This is a genomic window from Streptomyces sp. NBC_00435 (genome assembly GCF_036014235.1).
Taxonomy (GTDB): domain Bacteria; phylum Actinomycetota; class Actinomycetes; order Streptomycetales; family Streptomycetaceae; genus Streptomyces.
The window spans coordinates 2,462,590-2,477,500 of record NZ_CP107924.1 but is presented as its reverse complement, the minus strand read 5'-3'; the positions used below and the strand labels follow the sequence as shown (position 1 = coordinate 2,477,500).

The 14,911-nt window shown below is 72.6% G+C and carries 13 protein-coding genes; 6 read left to right on the top strand and 7 right to left on the bottom strand.

Going from position 1 to position 14,911, the window contains the following annotated elements; translation table 11 throughout:
• Positions 1 to 60 precede the first annotated feature (60 nt).
• Positions 61 to 1,500 carry an HtaA domain-containing protein gene (locus tag OG389_RS11310; RefSeq protein WP_328298345.1) on the top strand — a complete coding sequence of 480 codons (1,440 nt, stop codon included), beginning with the start codon at positions 61 to 63 and terminating at the stop codon, positions 1,498 to 1,500.
• A gap of 19 nt (positions 1,501 to 1,519) precedes the next feature.
• Positions 1,520 to 2,179 carry a PhzF family phenazine biosynthesis protein gene (locus tag OG389_RS11305; protein WP_328298344.1) on the top strand — a complete coding sequence of 220 codons (660 nt, stop codon included), beginning with the start codon at positions 1,520 to 1,522 and terminating at the stop codon, positions 2,177 to 2,179.
• Between the two features lie 149 nt (positions 2,180 to 2,328).
• Here OG389_RS11305 and OG389_RS11300 read toward each other — a convergent pair whose 3' ends face one another.
• A complete protein-coding gene (locus OG389_RS11300) occupies positions 2,329 to 2,976 on the bottom strand; it encodes a biliverdin-producing heme oxygenase (protein WP_328298343.1) in 648 nt (215 codons plus the stop codon).
• Between the two features lie 145 nt (positions 2,977 to 3,121).
• Positions 3,122 to 3,979: a type I methionyl aminopeptidase gene (map, locus tag OG389_RS11295; RefSeq protein WP_328298342.1), complete on the bottom strand. Its 858-nt coding sequence runs from the start codon at positions 3,977 to 3,979 to the stop codon at positions 3,122 to 3,124.
• A 59-nt stretch (positions 3,980 to 4,038) separates the two neighbouring features.
• Here map and OG389_RS11290 point away from each other — a divergent pair, with 59 nt between their 5' ends.
• A complete protein-coding gene (locus tag OG389_RS11290; protein WP_328298341.1) occupies positions 4,039 to 4,272 on the top strand; it encodes a hypothetical protein in 234 nt (77 codons plus the stop codon).
• 35 nt (positions 4,273 to 4,307) lie between these two features.
• Here the strand turns inward: OG389_RS11290 and OG389_RS11285 are convergent, their stop codons facing one another.
• Positions 4,308 to 4,913, bottom strand: coding sequence for a hypothetical protein (locus OG389_RS11285; protein ID WP_328298340.1), 606 nt, complete (start codon positions 4,911 to 4,913; stop codon positions 4,308 to 4,310).
• 133 nt (positions 4,914 to 5,046) lie between these two features.
• Here OG389_RS11285 and npdG point away from each other — a divergent pair, with 133 nt between their 5' ends.
• Positions 5,047 to 5,784, top strand: a complete 738-nt coding sequence (gene npdG / locus OG389_RS11280; RefSeq protein WP_328298339.1) for an NADPH-dependent F420 reductase — start codon at positions 5,047 to 5,049, stop codon at positions 5,782 to 5,784.
• A gap of 77 nt (positions 5,785 to 5,861) precedes the next feature.
• Here npdG and OG389_RS11275 read toward each other — a convergent pair whose 3' ends face one another.
• Entirely contained in the window at positions 5,862 to 7,979 is a 2,118-nt protein-coding gene (locus OG389_RS11275) for a TerD family protein (RefSeq protein WP_328298338.1), read from the bottom strand.
• Positions 7,980 to 8,154: 175 nt separating this feature from the next.
• Here OG389_RS11275 and OG389_RS11270 point away from each other — a divergent pair, with 175 nt between their 5' ends.
• A complete protein-coding gene (locus tag OG389_RS11270; RefSeq protein ID WP_328298337.1) occupies positions 8,155 to 8,346 on the top strand; it encodes a hypothetical protein in 192 nt (63 codons plus the stop codon).
• Between the two features lie 7 nt (positions 8,347 to 8,353).
• Here OG389_RS11270 and OG389_RS11265 read toward each other — a convergent pair whose 3' ends face one another.
• Positions 8,354 to 9,166, bottom strand: coding sequence for a site-2 protease family protein (locus OG389_RS11265; RefSeq protein ID WP_328298336.1), 813 nt, complete (start codon positions 9,164 to 9,166; stop codon positions 8,354 to 8,356).
• 60 nt (positions 9,167 to 9,226) lie between these two features.
• Between OG389_RS11265 and OG389_RS11260 the strand changes: the two genes are divergently transcribed.
• Positions 9,227 to 12,970 carry an AfsR/SARP family transcriptional regulator gene (locus OG389_RS11260; protein WP_328298335.1) on the top strand — a complete coding sequence of 1,248 codons (3,744 nt, stop codon included), beginning with the start codon at positions 9,227 to 9,229 and terminating at the stop codon, positions 12,968 to 12,970.
• A gap of 58 nt (positions 12,971 to 13,028) precedes the next feature.
• On the opposite strand, the gene OG389_RS11255 is transcribed toward OG389_RS11260, so the two are convergent.
• Both OG389_RS11255 and OG389_RS11250 read right to left on the bottom strand, forming a co-directional pair.
• Positions 13,029 to 13,880, bottom strand: a complete 852-nt coding sequence (locus tag OG389_RS11255) for an ABC transporter permease (protein WP_328298334.1) — start codon at positions 13,878 to 13,880, stop codon at positions 13,029 to 13,031.
• Positions 13,877 to 14,908: an ATP-binding cassette domain-containing protein gene (locus tag OG389_RS11250; RefSeq protein WP_328298333.1), complete on the bottom strand. Its 1,032-nt coding sequence runs from the start codon at positions 14,906 to 14,908 to the stop codon at positions 13,877 to 13,879. Before OG389_RS11250 ends, OG389_RS11255 begins: the two co-directional genes overlap by 4 nt.
• Positions 14,909 to 14,911: the final 3 nt, after the last annotated feature.

Below are 14,911 nucleotides of genomic sequence, written 5' to 3'. Positions count from 1 at the left end.
CCCCTTCCTCCTCTGCTTTCCTCTTCCCCTCCTTCACCCCCGTTTCAGGAGACCTCTGCCATGTCATCCACCCGCCGCCCCGTCGCCATCGCGGCAGCCGTCGTCACCGCCGCCGCGATAGGCGCCACCGTCTTCGTCCTGCCCGCCACCGCCGCGGGCAGCGCGCCCGGCGCGTCCGCGCCGGCGGCGGCGTCCGCGTCGATCCCGGTCGTCGGCGGCACCCTCGACTGGGGTCTCCTGGAGAGCTACCGCACGTACGTCACGGGCATGGCCAAGGGCGAGATCACCGTCGCGGACGGTGCCAAGAGGACCGACAAGGGATTCACGTTCGGTTCGGCCACCGGCCAGTACGACCCGGCCAGCCACATCGTGACCGCGGCCTTCAAGGGCAGCGTCACCTTCAAGTCGGACCTGCACCGCTTCGAGGTGAAGCTCGCGAACCTGCGCATCGACACCGGCAAGAAGCTCCTGATCGTCGACGTCACCCGGGACGGCAAGCTCACGGCGGACGTCCCCTTCGCGAAGGTCGCCTTCGGTGGGCAGTCGATGACCGGCCTGGCCACCACCCTGACCGCCGAGGCCGCCACGCTCCTGGGCTCGGACGGCTACAAGGACAAGGCGGGCGACCCGCTGACGGCCGTACTGGAGTTCCCGCCGCCGCCCTCCAAGAGCCCGTCCCCCTCCGCCTCCACCTCTCCCTCCAAGAGCCCCTCCCCGTCCACCTCGGTGCCGGCCTCCCCGTCCAAGTCGGCTTCCCCCTCCGCCAGCTCCCCGGTCACCGACGGCCCGCAGCAGATCCTCAGCGGCAAGCTGGCCTGGGGCATCAAGGAGTCCTTCCGCAAGTACGTCCAGGGCGCGGGCGGCACCGTCACCCCGACGGACGGCGCGGTCGCGAGCGGCGACAGCTTCACCTTCGGCGGCGGCAAGGGCACCCTCGACACCAAGACCCGGAAGCTGAACGCCTCCCTCGCGGGCAACCTGCGCTTCCAGTACGCGGCCCACGGCATCGACATGACCTTCGGCAACGTCCGCATCAACACGGAGGGCGCCAAGGGAACCCTGGTCCTGGACGTGAAGACGGCCACCGCGGTCAAGGCGAACGTCCCCTTCGCCACGCTCGACCTGTCCAAGGCCGAGTACAAGACCAAGGACGGCCTGCTCTCCCTGAACGCCGTACGGACGGCGCTCACCGCGGAAGGCGCCGCGGCCTTCGCGAACGACACCACCGGCTCCATGTACAAGCCCGGTGACCGGGTGGACGACGTCAACCTGACCGTCTCCGTGGACAAGGACGCCGTCCTGCCCACCGCCACCCCCACCACGGTGGCTCCCACCGGCCCCGCCACGACCGGAGGCGTCGGCGGCAGCGTCGGCGGCAACCTCGCCACCACGGGTTCCGAGATCCCGGCCGGCGCCCTGCTCGGCTCCTCCGCGGCCATCGTGGCCGCGGGCGCGGGCGCGGTGTACGTGGCGCGCAGGCGGCGTACGACCCAGAACTGAGCCGTGCTTCAATGCCCGCGTGAACGATCTCGACGTCCTGAAGGTCTTCTGTGCGGGTGACGGCGGCCACGGCAACCTGCTCGGCGTCGTACGCGACGGCCGGACCTGCCCCGACGACGCGTCCCGGCAGGCGCTGGCCGCCGAACTCGGCTACAGCGAGACGGTGTTCGTCGACGACCCCGAGCGCGGGGTCGTCGACATCCGTACCCCCGGCACCCGGATGTCCTTCGCCGGGCACCCGCTGGTCGGAGTCGCGTGGCTGCTCGACATCGAGGAGCTCCAGCCCCCGGCGGGCACCGTATGGGCGCGCGACGACGGGGAGTTCACCTGGATCACCGCCCGCCCCGAGTGGGTCGCGGGCAAGCGCACCGAGCAGTACGCCAGCGCCGCGGAGGTGGAGGCGCTGTCTGCCCCGCCGCCGGGCGAGGGCTGGCTGTACGCCTGGGCGTGGGAGGACGAGGCGGCGGGCCGGATCCGGGCCCGCGGTTTCCCGCGCCGCCCCGACGGGGTCGTCACCGAGGACGAGGCCACCGGTTCGGCGGCGATCCTGCTGACGGCCGAGCTGAACCGCGCCCTGAACATCACCCAGGGCGCGGGCTCCCAGATCCTCACCGCCCCCGGCCCGGACGGCACGGTGGAGATCGGCGGGCGCGTCCGCTTCGCCCCGGGAACCAACTGACGCGCTCCGCACGCTCAGCACCTGTGGCCGCGGGCCGGCCGTGCCGCGGCAGGCAGGCTGTGGTGGGCCAACGGACCCGGGGAACACGCGGAAGGGGGGTGGGCCCCATCGGGCCCACCCCCCTTCCCGTTCAGCCCGCCGCGCAGGCGCTACGCGCTGAGCGGGAACTGCTCGCCCAGCTCGCGGAAGACCGCGCCGTTGAAGTCGAAGGCCCGCTTGCACTCGTCGATGATGCGCTGCTTCTCCAGGTCGTCCGCGGCGATCGCGTCCAGCAGCTCGCGGTAAGTCCGCTTGAAGGCCGCCGGGTTGGAGATGTCCGAGAAGACGTAGAAACGGACGCCGTCGCCCTTGCGCTCGAAGCCCCAGGTCCGCTCCGCCTTGTCGCGGATGATCTGGCCGCCGGAGAGGTCGCCCAGGTAGCGGGTGTAGTGGTGGGCGACGTAACCGCCGGGCCAGGAGGCGGCGCACTCGGCGACGCGGGCCGCGTAGGCCTCGGTTGAGGGCAGTGCGACCAGCGTCTCGCGCCACTCGGGCCCGCGCAGGTGGGCGAGGTCCCGCTCGATCTCGCTCACGCGCATCAGCTCGGGCTGTATGAACGGACCGGCCACCGCGTCGTCCTTGAGTGCCTCCGCGGCGTCCTCCAGAGCGCGGTACACGAACCACAACTGCTCGGTGTAGCGCGTGTACGCGTCCACTCCGAGGCGGCCGCCGAGCAGGTCACTCATGAAGCTCGAGGTCTCTGCCTCGGTGTGCTGCTCGTGCGAAGCGACACGGATGACGGTGGAGAAGGCGTCCAAGACGGACCTCCGAGGAATCGGAAGAAAAGGGGGAGCGGGGCGTGGCGGCCGTGCCGCCACACCCGATCCTCCTACTTAGGCTTACCTAAGTCAATATGTTCCCGACGCCTTGTCGGTAAAACCTCCGGGGCTGATTTTCCTGGGTTCAGGGGAGCGTCAGGATCTCCGCCCCGGTGTCCGTGACCACCAGCGTGTGCTCGAACTGCGCCGTGCGCTTGCGGTCCTTGGTGACGACCGTCCAGCCGTCCTCCCACATGTCGTACTCGTGGGTGCCCAGGGTCAGCATCGGCTCGATGGTGAAGGTCATCCCGGGCTCGATGACGGTGGTGGCGTGCGGGCTGTCGTAGTGCGGAACGATCAGGCCGGAGTGGAAGGACGAGTTGATCCCGTGACCGGTGAAGTCCCGGACCACGCCGTAGCCGAAGCGCTTCGCGTACGACTCGATGACCCGGCCGATGATGTTGATCTGACGGCCCGGCCTGACGGCCTTGATGGCACGGTTCAGGGACTCGCGGGTGCGCTCCACGAGCAGCCGCGACTCCTCGTCCACGTCTCCGCACAGGTAGGTGGCGTTGTTGTCCCCGTGCACCCCGCCGATGTAAGCGGTCACGTCGAGGTTGACGATGTCGCCGTCCCGAAGGACGGTCGAGTCGGGGATCCCGTGGCAGATGACCTCGTTGAGCGAGGAGCACAAGGACTTCGGGAAGCCGCGGTAGCCCAGCGTCGAGGGGTAGGCGCCGTGGTCGCACATGTACTCGTGGGCGACCCGGTCCAGCTCGTCGGTGGTCACCCCCGGCGCGATCAGCTTGGCGGCCTCTTCCATCGCCTGGGCGGCGATCCGGCCGGCGATGCGCATGGCCTCGATGGTCTCGGCCGTCTGCACCTCCGGTCCGGTGTACGGAGTGGGCGCGGGCTTGCCGACGTACTCGGGCCGGCGGATGTTTCCGGGAACGGAACGGACGGGGGTGAGCTCGCCTGGTACGAGCAGCGACTGGCCAGACATACAAGCGAGTGTATCGAGCGGGTATGGGGCAGCATGGCGACAGAGAGAGGAGCCTGACGATGGCCCTGTTCAAGAAGCGCCAGGTGGGTAAACCCGGCGAGTGGTACTACTGCCTGGTCCACAACAAGGTCGAGGAGGGTCCCGAGTGCCCGGCGAAGGACCGCTTCGGTCCTTACCAAACGCCCGAGGAGGCGAGCCACGCCATGGAGACGGCGCAGGAGCGCAACCTCGAATGGCAGAACGACCCGAATTGGAATGACAAGACCCGCGAGGGCGAGGAGGGCACCCCGTAAGGGAAGGTGCCCACCGGCACAGCGGCATGCCGGCACTACCAGCGGCTGGGCGGCGGCGCGGCCAACTGGTCGGCCAGCCGCGCCAGCCGGTCCCGCAGACGCCGCGGCCCGCGCTGCGTCGGCAGGCTGTTCTCCCCGGCCGCCGCGCTCACCAGGTGCTGCACGGTGTCCAGGTCCAGCTCGGCGGCCCCGTCCGGTACGGACAGCACCTCGTGCGCGAGCGTCCCCAGATCCGCGTCCCCGCCGCCCAGGGACAGTACGGTCGCCCCCGCGCGCCGGGCGTCGTGGACCCGCTCCAGCAGCCCCTCGCCGGGCTGCTCCGGGGCCACCACCAGTAGGGTGTGACCGCGCCGGGCCGCCTCCAGCCGGCTCAGGCCGACCGAGAGGTGCGGGGCGTCGCCGGGCAGCACGTGGTGGCGTACGAGGGTGGGCGCCAGCTCGGGCAGCCCCGACCAGGCGGCCTCGTCGACCAGGTGCGCGGCCATGTGCCAGGGCTCGTACTGCTCGGTCCCGACCAGCAGCAGGTTCCCGCCGGCCGGCACGACCGACCGCCGCAGCGCCCCGGCGAACCGGCGTGCGGCGCCCGGCCACTCCGTACCGGCGAGCACTTCGCGCAGCAGCGCGACCCTCACGGCGTCCATAACGGCATCCTGCCGCATGGAAGGGACATACGGGAGCCGTACCCCTCATCTCACCCGCACGGTCCGCGCGCACCGCGCATCGCACGCACTCCCAGCGTTCGACTCCGGCGATCTCGCGGATACCCTCGCCCCCATGACCTCCACAGACAGCACGCAGCCCCCCGTCACGGCCCCCGCCGCCGCTCCCGCCAAGGCTCCCGCGAAGGACCCGTGGGACCTCCCCGACGTCTCCGGGCTCGTCGTAGGCGTCCTCGGCGGCACCGGTGACCAGGGCCGGGGCCTCGCCTACCGGCTCGCCCGGGCCGGCCAGAAGGTGATCATCGGCTCCCGCGCCGCCGACCGGGCGCGGACCGCCGCCGACGAGCTCGGCCTCGGGGTGGAGGGCGCGGACAACGCCGAGTGCGCGCGCCGCAGCGACATCGTGATCATCGCGGTGCCGTGGGAGGGCCACGCCAAGACCCTGGAATCGCTGCGCGAGGAGCTCGCGGGCAAGCTCGTGGTCGACTGCGTCAACCCGCTCGGTTTCGACAAGCAGGGTGCGTACGCCCTCCAGGTCGAAGAGGGCAGTGCGGCCCAGCAGGCCGCCGCCCTGCTCCCGGACTCCCGCGTCACGGCGGCCTTCCACCACCTCTCGGCGGTCCTCCTCCAGGACGAGTCGATCGAGGAGATCGACACCGACGTGATGGTCCTCGGCGAGGTCCGCGCCGACACGGACATCGTCCAGGCCCTCGCCGCCCGTGTCCCTGGCATGCGCGGAGTCTTCGCCGGCCGCCTGCGCAACGCCCACCAGGTCGAGTCCCTGGTGGCCAACCTCATCTCCACCAACCGCCGCTACAAGGCCCACGCGGGCCTGCGCGTCACGGACGTCTGAGCCGCCGCGGCCGCCCCGCCCCGCGCACCCGTCCGGCCGCCCCTCACCGCGGCCGGCCGGACGGGCCCCGCGCCCGGTCAGCCGCGTCGGCCGCCGCGCCCCTCCACCGGGCCCAGATGAGCCACCACACCGTGGTAGAAGCGCTCCACGGCATCGTCGACGCTCCGGATGAACCCGGACTCCGCGTTCCCACGGGTGCTGCCCATGCCCTTGAGCAGCGACAGCCGGAAACCGACGACCGCGGAGCCGTCCACGGGCAGCAGGTCCCCCGGCTCGGGCCGCAGCCGCTCCAGCGTCCCGCGCGGCCCGTTCCCCGCCTCGACGAGGCTCTCCACGTGCAGGTCCGCCGGGGCCTCGGCCAGCAGCTTCAGCAGCCGCTTCACCATGACCAGCGGGTACGCACCCTCCGGCGCCGGCACCTCCACGGACGTACGGACCTTGGACGTCCGCAGATCGGCGCTGACCGCGATGACGCTGCTGGTCCCGTCCACGCGCAGTTCCGCGGAGAGCTTCCCGTCGCCGGACAGCCGCTCCGCCGCCGCGACCCGCCGGGCCTGCGGATCACTGCCCCGCCGGGACCGCTGCACCGGCAGGGCCTTCTGCCCGAGCTCCCCGCCGAGCCGCAGGCAGACCTGGCGGATCAGCCGCTCCCAGCTCTCCACGACCTCCACCGCCCGGGCGTCCCCGTGACCGAGGGTCTCGTCCTCGATGCCGTTGCGCACGGGCACCCAGGCGGAGCCCATGTTCTGGAACCCGTGGCAGCCCGACTGCTCGTGCTGGAGGTACTCCAGGAGCTCCTGCAGCAGCCAGGCGTGCGCGGCGTTGCCCACGCCCTCGTGCCGGATCAGCATCTGCGCCTGGTGGGCGACCTCGGCCCAGGACAGGTGCCAGAGGCTCACCTTGTGCTTGCGCCGGCCGTCCACCTTGACCTCCACCATGGCGCGGCCCTCCAGGGCCACGTCGTTGGAGAGGGTGATCACGGCCTCGTAGCCCCGGCGCGCGGCGATGTCCATGTACGCCTGGACCTGCTCGGCCTTGAGCGGGTTGCCGTTCGTCTTGGTCTCCACGAGCGCCGTCCACAGCTTGCCCGCGCGCTCCACCCGGATCACCCCGTCCGGCCGGCGCGGTGTGTCCCCGTGGGGGAGCGAGACCTCCGTGAAGGTCTGCATCCGGCCCGCCGGCGCGCCGAACCCGGCCGTGAGGCGGCGGCCGAACTCCGGCACCTGCGCCATGACCGACAGCAGCACCGAGGTGGCGCGGACCTCCCGCTCCTTGTCGCTCTTGAGCGAGGGCACGGGGAACAGTCGGGCCTGGCTCCAGGTCTCGTTCTCGGCGAGGGACTTCCGGGCCACCTTGGGCAGGGTGACCTTCTTCCTGGTCGTACGGGGGCCCCGGGTCTGGGCCGGGACGGGGGCGACGGCGCCGGTCGTGGGGGCGGGATCGGCGGTCCCGGACGCGGGCGCCGGGGTGGCCTCGGGAACGGCTTCGGGAACGGCTTCGGGATCGGCCTCGGGATCGGCCTCGGGAACGGCCTCCGGAACGGCCTCGGACGAGGCGGCCGGCCCGGCCGCGGGGGCCGGGTCCGCGACGGCGGCCGTGCCCGCGGGCGGGGTCCCTTCCCCGGCCTCCTGGCCGTCCGCTTCCTCGGACTCCTCGAGCACCGGGATGCCGAAGTCCGTCGCCAGTCCCGCGAGGCCGGTTTCGTACCCCTGGCCGACCGCGCGGAACTTCCACTCCTCGCCCCGCCGGTAGAGCTCCCCGAAGATGAACGCCGTCTCCACGCCGGCGTCGTCGATCGAGTAACCGACCAGCGGTTCGCCGGAGCGGTCCGCGACCGTCATCCGCAGGTCGTCGAGGTCCCCGAAGCGCGTGCCGCCGTACCGGCTGGCCGCCACCACGATCTTCGCGACCCCCTCCGGCACGGCGGTCAGGTCCACGCTGATGCGGTCCTCGTCGCCGTTGTCGGTCGGCGTCTTGCCCAGCAGCTGCACGCTTCCGTCGGCCGCCGCCGGGTTGTTGTAGAAGTAGAAGTCGTTCTCGTCGCGGATCTTGCCGTTCTCGTCCAGCAGCAGCACGGAGACGTCCGCGTCCCCGGCCCCCGACGCGCTGCTCCAGCTCAGACTCACGACGACCGCACCGGCGTCCTCACTGAGGGCGGTCAGGCTGACGTTCGCGCCCTTAGTGATCTCCTGCATGTCTTTTCCCCCCGGTCCCCGCACGCCGCGCACGCGGCACGCCTCCGGCGGAACCGTAGCGGCGCGGGAAGGGAAAGATCATGGAATGGCCGAAAGTGACCGGCCGGGAGCACTCGGGGGCATGGGGGACACTGGAGGGGCTCGAACCGCTTCAGTGTCCCGAGGAGCCCGCATCATGCCCCGCCTTGCCGTGTTCGCCGTAGTCCTCTGCGCCCTCGCCGTGGCCGCGGCCGTCGTCTCCTTCGTCCACGGCAACCTGCTCGGGATCGTATGGGTGCTGATGGCGGGCATCACGTCGAACATGGCGTGGTTCTACGTGCGCAAGGCGAAGATCGAGAAGGCCACCCGCAGCGCGGGCCAGGCCTAGGGGCCGACTAGCCGATCTGGCAGAAGCCGTTGGTGTCCTGCCAGAACTGGTAGAGGTTGTGGCCGCAGCCGGCCTCCAGGTCACTCACGCCCAGTGCCGACAGCACTGCGTACACCAGGTCGAAGAAGTACCCGTTGATCTCCGGGATCCACAGCAGTGCGAAGACGGCCAGCAGGCCGAACGGCGCCAGCGGCGCCACCTCGCGGCGCACCCGGTGGGAGAGCCAGGGCTCGATGACCCCGTAGCCGTCGAGGCCCGGGACCGGCAGGAAGTTCAGGATCGCCGCCGAGACCTGGAGCAGGGCCAGGAAGGCGAGCGCGAAGCGGAACACGAACGGGACCCCGTCCAGGGCGTTCAGCCAGAACGGCGCGGTGCACACCGCAGCGAAGGCCACGTTCGTCAGCGGGCCGGCCGCCGAGATGAGGCTGTGCCGCCAGCGGCCCTCGATCCGGTCGCGCTCGATGTACACCGCGCCACCGGGGAGACCCAGGCCGCCCATGATCACGAAGAGCACCGGCAGGACGATGCTGAGCAGTGCGTGCGTGTACTTGAGGGGATTGAGCGTCAGATACCCCTTGGCGCCGACGCTGAGGTCACCGCTGTGCAGGGCGGTGCGGGCGTGCGCGTACTCGTGCAGGCACAGGGAGACGATCCACGCCGACGTGACGAAGAGGAAGACGGCCAGCCCGGGGCTGGTCGCGTACCCCGTCCACACGGCCCACCCCGTCACCGCCATGACGGCGAAGATGCCGAGGAAGACGGGACTGATCCGCCGCTCGTCGCGGTGCTGACTACGGTTCTGACTGCCCACGGGACCCATGCGGCGAACCTATCCCGCGGGCTGGGCCGAAGGAGCCCCCGGGCCGTAGACAATGGGCCGGTGCGTTACGTGATTCTCGGCACCACCCAGGCCGTCCGCGCCGACGGGACCACCGTCCCCATCGGCGGGGCGCGGCTGCGCGCGCTCCTGACCGCGCTCGCGCTGCGGCCCGGCCGGGCGGTGCCCGCGGCGGCGCTGATCGGCGAGGTGTGGGACGGGGACCCGCCGGCCGACGGCCTCGCGGCGCTCCAGGCGCTGGTGGGCCGGCTGCGCCGGGCGCTGGGGCGCGAGGTGGTCGGTTCGGGGGAGGGCGGCTACGTGCTCCTCGCCGCCCGGGACGACATCGACCTGTACCGCTTCGAGCGGCTGGCGCGGGCGGCGGCCCAGGCCGACCCGGCGGAGGCGGCCTCCCTGTACGACGAGGCCCTGGCGCTGTGGCGCGGGGAGCCGCTGTGCTCCCTGCCCGGCTCGGAGCCGGAGGCCGCCCGCTGGGAGGCGCTACGGCGGGACGCGCGCCGGGGTCGCCTGGACGTGGCGCTGGCGCTGGGCGAGGCGGAGCGGGTGCTGCCGGAGCTGACCGCGCTGTGCGCGGGGCTTCCGCTGGACGAACCCCTGCAGGCCCTGCGGATCCGGGCCCTGCGCGACGCGGGCCGTCCCGCGGAGGCACTGGCCGCCTACGACGAGGTCCGGCGGGACCTGGCCGACCGCCTGGGCACCACCCCGGGCCCCGCCCTGCGCACCCTCCACGCCGCCCTCCTGAACCCGTCCCGGCACCCCGAGCCGCACCCGCGAACCCCGCAGGGTCCCGCCCCGGAACCGGCCGCTGCGACTCCGCCGCCATCGGGCCCGGTGGCCCCGCCCCTTCCGGGCGCTGCGACCCCGCCGGTGTGGGGCACCGTGACCCCTCCCGTGCAGGGCGACGCGGACACCCTGCCTCCCGGCACGGTGACCCCACCGCTGCCGCGCGGCGTGACCCCGCCCCGGCCGGGTGCTGGGACTCCGCCGGCGTGGGGCACCGTGACGCCGCCGTCCGCGGCCGTGCACTCCCCGGGCGGCCGGCCGGGCACCGACACCGGCACCGACACCGGCACCAACACCGGCGCCGACGTCGGTCCGGACGCCACCCCCGGCCGGCAGGGCCTCGCTGCCGCGCCGGCCCTGCCGGCGGGGGACGTGCCGGGGGCCGTTCCCTTGGCGGCCGGCCAGGGCAACCTGCGGGTGCGGCTGACGACCTTCGTCGGCCGGGAGGAGGACATCCGGGTCATCGGGACCGACCTCGCCCGGTCGCGCCTCGTCACCTTGCTGGGGCCCGGCGGTGCCGGGAAGACCCGGCTGTCGCAGGAGGCCGCCGAGGCCCATGCGTCGACCGGCCACCCCTCCACCGACCTCCCCCCGGCCGGCCATCCCGCCACCGGACCCGGGGGCTGGGCCGACGGCGTGTGGTTCGTGGAGCTGGCTCCCGTCGACGATCCGCAGGACGTCGCCGAAGCGGTGCTCTCGGCGCTCGGCGCGCGGGAGACCAAACTGCGCGGTGCCTCCGCCGAGGAGATGCGGGCGCTGACCGAGCGGGGCGGCGACCGCGCCCTCGACCGGCTCGTGGAACACTGCGCCCGCCGCCGGATGCTGCTGATCCTCGACAACTGCGAACACGTGGTCGACGCCGCCGCCAGACTCGCCGAAGAAGTGCTCGCGCGCTGCCCCGGCCTGCAGATCCTGGCCACCAGCCGCGAGCCCCTCGGCGTGCCCGGCGAGACCCTGCGCCCGGTGGATCCGCTGCCCGACCCCGTCGCGATCCGGCTGCTCGACGACCGGGGGGCCGCCGCCCGGGCGGGGTTCAGCGTGGACGAGGATCCGGCCGCCGCCGCCGAGATCTGCCGCCGGCTCGACGGGATGCCGCTGGCCATCGAGCTGGCCGCCGCCCGGCTGCGGCTGCTCACGCCGCGCCAGATCGCCGACCGGCTCGACGACCGCTTCCGGCTCCTGACCGGGGGTGCCCGCACCCACCTCCCCCGCCAGCAGACCCTGCGCGCCGTGGTCGACTGGTCCTGGGACCTCCTCGACGAGCCGGAGCGGGCCGTCCTGCGCCGCCTGTCCGTCTTCGCCGGCGGCTGCGGCCTCGAAGCCGCCGAGGCCGTCTGCGCCGACGCGCGGGCCGACGCGCCAGCCGGGGTCGACGCCCTCGAAGTCGCCGGCCTGCTCGGGTCCCTCGTCGACAAGTCGCTCGTCGTCGCCGCCCCCGACGGCCCCACAGGCATGCGCTACCGCCTCCTGGAGACCGTCGCCGAATACGCCACCGACCGCCTCGCGGAGGCCGGCCCGGACCGGGCGGACACCGAGCGCCGCCACCTCACCCACTACCGGGAACTCGCCCGCACCACCGAGCCGCTGCTGCGCGGCCACGGCCAGCGCGCGGCCGCCGACCTGCTCGCCACCGAGTACGAGAACCTCCGTACCGCCCTGCGCCGGGCCGTCGCCGCCAAGGACATCGGCGAGGTCCTGTGCCTGGTCAACTCCCTCGTCTGGTACTGGCACATGCACGACCTGCGCGCCGAGACCCGCCACTGGGCCGGCGCCGCCGCTGCCCTCGGCCCCGACCCGTTCGCCCCGCCGGTGGTCCCCGCCCCGCCCGTCTACGAGCGGCTCGTCGACACGCCGCCGCCGTACGAGGGCGAACTGCTCACCGAGGCCTGGCGCGGCATCCAGATGCTCTGTCTCGCCTCCCGCGACCAGACCAGCGACAACTGGTCCACCCCCGAGGTCCGCGCCCAGGTCGACGGCATGGTCGCCGCCTACCGCCCGGGACTCCCGCAGACCTGCCGGACCCCTTCCGCCCTGTGGATCTACGCCGTCATGATCGCGGGGGACCCCGCACTGCTCCGGCGCGTCAGCGAGGCGACCGTCGAGACCGCCCGTGCGCTCGGCTACCGCTGGGAGCTGGCCTCCGCCCTCCAGCTGCGGGCCAACATCCTCGCCAACCGCGCGGACTGGGCCGGCAACGCCTCCCGCGACGCCGAGGAGAGCCTCGCCATCTACGCGTCCCTCGGCGACGACTGGGGCTGCGCCGAGGCGCTGTCCGCCCGCGCCGAGTCCCTGGAGAAGCTCGGCGAGTACGCCCGGGCCACGGAGGACTACCGCGCCGCGATCGAGCACGCCCGGCGGCTCGGGGCCAAGGCGCAGGTCACGGTATTGCAGGTGCGGATGGCCGGGACCCTCGCCGAGGGCGGCCACCTGGAGGACGCCGAGGAGCTCCTCGTGGGCCTCCTCGGCGCCGCCATCCAGCAGGTCGGCAACGAGGCCCTGCCCGCCGCCCGGATGTTCCTCGCCGGCGTCTACGGCCGCACCGGCCGCATCCCCGAGGCCCGCACCCAGCTCCAGTCCCTGCGGGACGAGTTCTCCTTCGGCGCGTACGCCGTGTTCGACGGGTTCCTGCTCGGCACGATGGCCTGGCTCGACAACCAGGAGGGCAAGTACGAGGAGGCCCTCGCCCAGATCCGCCGAGCCATCGAGGCGGTACGGGACCCGCTCTCGATGATGATGGCCCCCCAGCTCCCGGCCGTGTACCTGATGACGGGAGCCCTCTCCCTGGTCCAGCTCGGCGGCCCGGACCGGGAACGGCGGGCCGCGCGCCTCCTCGGCGCCTACCGGGCCCTCCTGCCGGCCGGGCACTTCCCGGTGACCACGGAGCGCGCGGACGCCGCTCTGGCCGAGCGCCTGACCCGGGCCGCCCTGGGCGAGGCCGCGTACGAGGCCGCGTACGCCGAAGGCGGTGGCCTCTCCCTGGAGGAGGCCACCGCCCTCGTCTGATCCCGATTCCCCCGTCCGGGTTCCGTCCGGGACGCGATCCGAACGGACCGGTCCGGGATCAGGTCTTCTGGCGGAACTTCCGGACCGCGAGCGGCATCGTGATCGCCGTGAGCGCCACCGACCAGGCCAGGGTGACCCACACGGAGTTGCCGAGCGGCGTCCCGTTGATCAGCCCGCGGGCCGCGTCGGCCAGGTTGGACAGCGGGTTGAAGTCGGTGAAGCTCTGCAGCCAGCCCGGCATCGTGGTCGGCGGGGCGAAGATCGAGCTGCCGAACTGCAGCGGCATCAGGACCAGCATCGCCATGCCCTGGACGGCCTGCGCGGTCTTCATGGTCAGACCCAGCAGGATGAAGATCCACATCAGTGAGGATCCGAAGATCGCCGCCAGTCCGATGGACAGGAACAGGTCCAGCACCGAGGACTTGATGGTCAGGCCGAGCAGGAAGCCCATGCCGAGCAGGATCGCGATCGCGACCATCATCCGGCCGAGCTCGACCACGATCTTGGCGATGAGCACGGAGGAGCGGGCGATGGGCATGGACCGGAAGCGGTCCATCACGCCCTTCTTGAAGTCGTCGTTGACTCCGGTGCCGACACCCATCGCGATGTTCATGCCCATCATCGCCATCAGGCCCGGGACCACGTAGTTGACGTACTCGCTCTGGTTGCCCTTGCCCGCGATGGCTCCGCCGAAGACGAAGACGAACAGCAGCGTGAAGATGATCGGCATGAACAGGACGTCGAACATCGACTCCGGGTCCTGCTTGATCTGCAGGACGTTGCGCCGCGCCAGGGCGCCGATGTGACGGAGGTTGCCCCGCAGGCCGATCCGGCCGTCGTCGGAGAGGTCGGGCCCGCCGGCCGTGGCGGCCGTGGCGGGGCTGGGCTTCGTCGTGGTTACGGTGCTCATGCCGCGACCTCCTCGGTCTGCTCGGTGGGGGCGGAGTCCTGGACGGTGGGCTTCTGGCCGGTGATGGACAGGAAGACCTCGTCCAGGCTGGGCAGGTAGGTGCCGATGTCGGCGATCGCGTACCCGCGGGCGGCCAGCAGGCCCACCACGGCGGTCAGCTGCTCGTCCGCCAGGATCGGGACCAGCAGGATCCCTTCGTCGGGGACCGCCTGGGAGCCGGCCACGCCGTCCAGGCCGGTCTCGGCGAGGGAGCGGGCCATGCCCGGCAGGTCCGCCGGGTCGGAGGGGCGGATCCGCAGGGTCCGGCCGCCGACGCGCGCCTTCAGTTCGTCGACCTTGCCGTTGGCGATGACCTTGCCGCGGTCGATGACCGTCAGCTCGCTCGCGAGCTGCTCGGCCTCCTCCATGTACTGGGTGGTGAGCAGGACGGTGGCGCCCTCGGCGACCATCCGCTGGACCTCGTCCCACACCTCGTTGCGGGTGCGCGGGTCCAGGCCGGTGGTCGGCTCGTCCAGGTACAGCACGGCCGGGCTGCCGATCATCGAGGCGGCCAGGTCGAGCCGGCGGCGCATGCCGCCGGAGTAGTTCATCACTGCCTTCTTGGCGGCCTCGGTGAGGGAGAACCGCTCCAGCAGCTCGTCGGCACGGCCGCGGGCGTCCTTGCGGGACAGGTCCAGCAGCCGGCCGATCATGTAGAGGTTCTCCCAGCCGGAGAGCTTCTCGTCGACCGAGGCGTACTGGCCGGTCAGGCCTATGGTCCGGCGCAGCTGGCGGGGCTGGCGGACCACGTCGAAGCCGGCGACCCGGGCCGTGCCGGCGTCGGGGGTGATCAGGGTGGACAGGCAGCGCACCAGGGTGGTCTTGCCGGCGCCGTTGGGGCCGAGCACCCCGAGGACGGTGCCCTCGCGGACATCGAGGTCCACACCGTCGAGGGCCTTGGTCTCGCCGTAGTGCTTGACCAGCCCCCGGACCTCTACGGCGTTCGCGCCGTTCAGGGGATTCTTGTCGTTTCGCGTCATGTCCACCATGGG

Bases quoted from the DNA above. Each gene is read 5' to 3' on its own strand.
- OG389_RS11270 (WP_328298337.1), top strand. From the start codon at position 8,155: ATGCCCCGCCTTGCCGTGTTCGCCGTAGTCCTCTGCGCCCTCGCCGTG.
- OG389_RS11255 (WP_328298334.1), bottom strand. From the start codon at position 13,880: ATGAGCACCGTAACCACGACGAAGCCCAGCCCCGCCACGGCCGCCACG.
- OG389_RS11310 (WP_328298345.1), top strand. From the start codon at position 61: ATGTCATCCACCCGCCGCCCCGTCGCCATCGCGGCAGCCGTCGTCACC.
- npdG (WP_328298339.1), top strand. From the start codon at position 5,047: ATGACCTCCACAGACAGCACGCAGCCCCCCGTCACGGCCCCCGCCGCC.
- OG389_RS11265 (WP_328298336.1), bottom strand. From the start codon at position 9,166: ATGGGTCCCGTGGGCAGTCAGAACCGTAGTCAGCACCGCGACGAGCGG.
- OG389_RS11290 (WP_328298341.1), top strand. From the start codon at position 4,039: ATGGCCCTGTTCAAGAAGCGCCAGGTGGGTAAACCCGGCGAGTGGTAC.
- OG389_RS11275 (WP_328298338.1), bottom strand. From the start codon at position 7,979: ATGCAGGAGATCACTAAGGGCGCGAACGTCAGCCTGACCGCCCTCAGT.
- OG389_RS11250 (WP_328298333.1), bottom strand. From the start codon at position 14,908: ATGGTGGACATGACGCGAAACGACAAGAATCCCCTGAACGGCGCGAAC.
- OG389_RS11285 (WP_328298340.1), bottom strand. From the start codon at position 4,913: ATGGACGCCGTGAGGGTCGCGCTGCTGCGCGAAGTGCTCGCCGGTACG.
- map (WP_328298342.1), bottom strand. From the start codon at position 3,979: ATGTCTGGCCAGTCGCTGCTCGTACCAGGCGAGCTCACCCCCGTCCGT.